This window comes from Endozoicomonas sp. ONNA2 (assembly GCF_024606365.1).
Classification (GTDB): Bacteria; Pseudomonadota; Gammaproteobacteria; order Pseudomonadales; family Endozoicomonadaceae; genus Endozoicomonas.
On the sequence record NZ_JAHHPO010001090.1, the window covers coordinates 1 to 4,744 of the forward strand.

Annotated in this window: 3 protein-coding genes; all 3 read right to left on the reverse strand. The window is 47.3% G+C overall.

The genetic code is table 11. From position 1 onward, the window contains the following. Window positions 1-28 precede the first annotated feature (28 nt). Window positions 29-1,402: a glycosyltransferase family protein gene (locus KDK14_RS19510; protein WP_257266881.1), complete on the reverse strand. Its 1,374-nt coding sequence runs from the start codon at window positions 1,400-1,402 to the stop codon at window positions 29-31. Window positions 1,403-1,496: 94 nt separating this feature from the next. Next, window positions 1,497-3,653, reverse strand: coding sequence for a nucleoporin (locus KDK14_RS19515; RefSeq protein ID WP_257266882.1), 2,157 nt, complete (start codon window positions 3,651-3,653; stop codon window positions 1,497-1,499). A 247-nt stretch (window positions 3,654-3,900) separates the two neighbouring features. After that, a complete protein-coding gene (locus KDK14_RS19520) occupies window positions 3,901-4,491 on the reverse strand; it encodes a hypothetical protein (protein ID WP_257266883.1) in 591 nt (196 codons plus the stop codon). Window positions 4,492-4,744: the final 253 nt, after the last annotated feature.

A 4,744-nucleotide genomic window follows, 5' to 3' on the forward strand; every position in this document is an offset into this window, starting at 1 on the left:
GGCCATATGGAATCATATGGTTAGCTACTTACCCCCCCCCCCCCCCCCAAAGCTTTCCTGACAATTCAGCCACCGTTTCACGACAACCAGAGACAACCCAGCCAGCCAGAGCATCCGCTACATTGGGATATGGATTAGCTTCTTTACGCCGGGCAGTTTCTATAAAGTGGCTCAGATTTTCATAAGTCAGGCAGTAGAACACTTCAGCCAAGTGTCGTTGTTCCAGTGTATAGGCATTTGCCAATTGTTCTATTTGTCCCTTGAGAGGTTTAGTCAGAACGGGTAATCCAATGTGTATGCATTCGGCGATAAGTGTAAATCCGCAATTACAAATCACCCCTCTGGATGACTGCAGACTCTCTTTAAAGCCTGTTACGCTCATTTGAAAAAACTCCGCATTGCCAATAACCTCCGGCGCTCTGGGACCATAAATTTTAAAACGGTATCCCGAAAACCGGTTTAATAAACTGGCAACATTATCCTGATTTTCAAAGGGTAAATAGACAACAATATGATTTTCATCGGGACAACGTTGTATTGTCGTATCGATGATCGGAGGCAAGATGGGCCGGTTGTCAAAACTGACCCAATGAAGCCCGATAGTTTCTGTGGCCGGAGCAAAGAGTTTTATCGCTAACCCCGCAATGGAATATCTCTGCAGTATGGGTACATCGTAGTCAAACGAATACTGATGACCAAAGCCAATGACTGCCTTGTTTCCCAGGTACCCTGCCCAGGCCGTGACCGGTTCCAGGTCGGAGATAATAATGTCATAGTCCTTTACATTTAACTGCCAGACATCCCGTATGAATCCGAAAAAACGGTTATGTACTAATGTCTGAAAAAAATTGATACGTCCATTTTTCGCTACAAAAGTAAACCCATCCCGGTGCCAATAATTGCCAAATACCTCCATATCGTTAAGTTCACTTTTCTGGCGACCTGAAACAAGATACTGAACTCGGGCTCCACGCTCGGCCAATGCTTTCGCAAGCAGACGCGACCGTGTCAAATGTCCATTGCCCGTTCCCTGAATACCGAATAAGATTTTGACCCCCGTCGGTTCACCGTATAGCTGTCTGATAGATTCTTCAGGTAAATTGTGCCGATAATCCAGGCCGCGGGACCGACGTTGTTCAATGGTATCATAGTGAGATAGACAGGTTTTAAGTGTGTCATCTGATACGGAAATAATAAGACGATGGTTCGGCAGGTGATCAGCGGTTAAATGTTCGTTAAAGTATTCAACTAAATGTTCCGTGAGCACCGTTTTAATGTGTTGATACCTGGGTGAGTAAGCTCGACACATCCGATTCCATAGTTTAACTGCGCTACTTTGAAGGTCATTGTTTTGATAACTGTCAAACTCTGGGCGTAAGGCATTAATTGCAGATGTATTCATCAAAACTTTTCAGCATTTTTTGTGAGAATTGGCTTAAAAGAGACGTGTCGAGTTCGTAATGATTTTCTTTAGCTGATCCCCTGCCCCGTCTGGTTTACAAAATACCCGGAAGCACCGGGTTATCCTGGTCCACCTTTTGCCGGCCTATCCACTGCCTCAGGTCTTCGCTGGTTTCGATGCCCGGCAAACTGGTGACCGTTTGGACCCAGACAATGCCTGCAACCGATACGAAGGGTACCTCTGGTGGCTTTTCCGTTGCAAATATATATTTTTTTTCCGTTGCACACGGCAGGGGATTAATACCACTGGTGCTCAATCGGTTGACCTTGGGCTCAATGTCACTCGCCAGTGCGACGTCTCTGGTGGTTGCCCTGCCAGCTCCAGTGGAATTTCTGTGGTCAATCGGGTCAGCTGAATGGCTTTCACCTCCACCAAACAGCCTGCTCCCACCAGACTGGCTTTCTACACCGGACTGGCTGCTACCATCAAACAAGGTTCCACCACCATACAGGCTGCCTGCGCAAGGCTTATTCATACCACCGTACATGCCACTGAACAGGCCGCCAGACTGACCGCTGCCACTAAACAAGGTCCCACCACCATACAGGCTGCCTGCAGACGGCTTGTTCATGCTACCGAATAGGCCGCCAGACTGGCTGCTGCCACCGAACAGGCTTTTGGCATCCAACAGTTTTACGCGTCGCACAAATTGGTTGTCATCCTGTTTCTTAAGGGTAAATCCAAAGGGAATGGCCAGTCCGGCCTCACTGGACATGGCGATTGTGCGGTCAACCCCAACGGCTTCAAGAATCGGCGCCACTTGTTGAATGCCAATGTTGTGCTTTTCTTTTCCCCTGGACTCCCCTTGACCATGGGAAAATAACGCAGTCGAACAGCCCAGTAGTCCGCCGCTGTCTGAATGAAGAGCGAAGTTTGCCCTGTGAAAGTCGGCACCTTTCTTCAGTCCTTTGGGCATACGCAGCTGGACCGCGATCGGCATCAAGTTATCTGCTTCTGAGTGAAACAAATCCACCAGATACTTGCCGATGATGGTGCTGGTCAGTTTCACATTGAATTCGGCGCCTTCCAGAGCCTTTTCACTACTGGCACACAGATACACCTGAACGATGGGTACCCGTGGCGGCCGGGACTCCTCATCGGCGCCCATACGTGCCAGCTTCAAACGCGCCTGTACCGCAACAGGAAATTTTTCCGGGGGTAGCCATGAAAGGCTGATAACAGGCTGAATATCCTGGCGATTACCGACAATATTCACGCCAATATCGGCCGTGGATATGTCGATGTGGGTGAATACGTTCACTGAAGTCATCCGAAGCTGTTGAGCGAGGGAGGTTAATCGATCCCCACTGGCCACGATCTCGGGTGGTGTGAACTGACCACCTACACGCCCCAGAATGTCTGCCATATTCCTCATGGCAGTTCCGGTTCCGGGTCGATCCAGTGAGTAATGCTCTAGCTGGCTGGCAATAACATTGAGGCCTCTGGCGCATCGCTGCTGCTCAGAGAATTCAGTTTCCCGGCACCAGGGAGGCATCCCGGGTCGCACAGATGCTGACTGAACCCTGACAACATCGTCATAAGCCGGGGGCGGTGATGGAGCGGCACTTGCCGGAGAATAACCGGGAAGTTGCGTTGCCGGTGAGAACTGTTGGTTTACACCACGATTCATTGTCCGGTCGATGGCAACACCTTCACAGGGAAGAAAGCCCCTGCATAACAACGATAAAGACTCATCAGTGTACCGATCGAACGTTAGCCGCGACCCGGCTTCCAGAAGCTGCTGGTGCTCATTCATTACTTTGATCAGCCAGTCCCATCCCCTGCCCAGACAGCTGTCTGAAGCCTTGACAAGCTGACAAAATTTTGCAGTTTCAGGCCCATCAACGCCCTCTCCCGATAAAGACTCCTCCTGAAGATGCTGGAGCAGCCCCGTAATACACCGATGTTTTTCGTCTCCATCACAATCCGGTTTTCTAATGTCGACGAATCCTGCATCCTTGAGTTGTTTTTCCAAAGTTGCAGCATTGAAGTGTGGATTCAGGCCCGCTGCCAGGCATAATCTTGCAGCGATTACATGGGATTCCCTCACTGTCCTGTCATGCAAGAATTTAGCAAGGTGGCCAGGCGTTATATTACTGCGTTCAATTCTATTGGTTGCCTGGCTGGCAACAGGTTGCGGTGGCAATGAACTATGGACAACAGGATGAAAAGCCGAAGGAGAAATATTCATTTTTGGGTACCTCTTGATCGTAGATTTACCCCTTGGATTGGCTGGCTAAATAAAAAGTTCAATACTTCAGGTTTAACGAAATTCATGAATTCCCGCTTCCATAACCTATGCAGCAGAGCGACCTTGTGACAAAGAAGGCAAGATTGGGGTTCAGGTCTTTCTTGCTGAAGACATCCAGAATTCAAGACCCGAAACTGATTGCATCCTTAGTGCGCAAATTACGAAGTCACTGGGCTATTTCTAGTGATCAGCGAGATCGATCTTCTGCAAATAGCTCCGTCAATATTTCATGAGATGGCCGGAGATTCCTGTTTGAGTAGTCGGAAAAATGTTCCCAGTCTCTATGAGTTATTCCGCGTTGTTCTTTTAAATCGTTTAAAATAGAGCAAACATCGACGGATTTGATGGTTGTGGTCACTTTTCTCCCATCATCCAGCTTAACCCTAAATGGAGCGTGATGGCATGGATCGGATTCAGTGCAGCCCAGGCCAGTATCTTTAAACTTTGTTATCATATGAACATTAACTGGCGCCATTTGATTAGTAGGGGCTGGCCAACATCCAGCATCTGTAAATAGCCTCGTCAATATTTCATCAGATGGCCTGAGATTCATATTTGAGTAGCGGGTGAAATGTTTCCAGTCTCTATGAGTTATTCCGCAGTGTTCTTTTAAATCGTTTAAAATAGAGCAAACATCGACGGAGTTGATGAGTCTGGTCACTGTTCTCCCATCGAACAACTGAACCCTGAAAGCATCGTGCCTGCATGGATAGCTGTCTTTGCAGAGTAAGCCAGTATCTTCAAAGGATTTTATCATATGTACATTAACCGGTATCATTTCATTACCTCAATCGCTTTGATTAACGAAATGTTCTGAAATAACTTCGAAATCTTTACAAACGCTGCCCGCCTCCCGCTACCGAAAACGCCGGAACATCATGTACTTTTGCGGCAAGTGGGCTACGATTTTTCCTTTTTCCAGACTGGGTAAAACGATGAAGTTATTCCTTAACATATCTTATGGGCGTACTTTATTAAATAAATAAATAAATAAATAAATAAATAAATAAATAAATTTTTAAAAATACAAA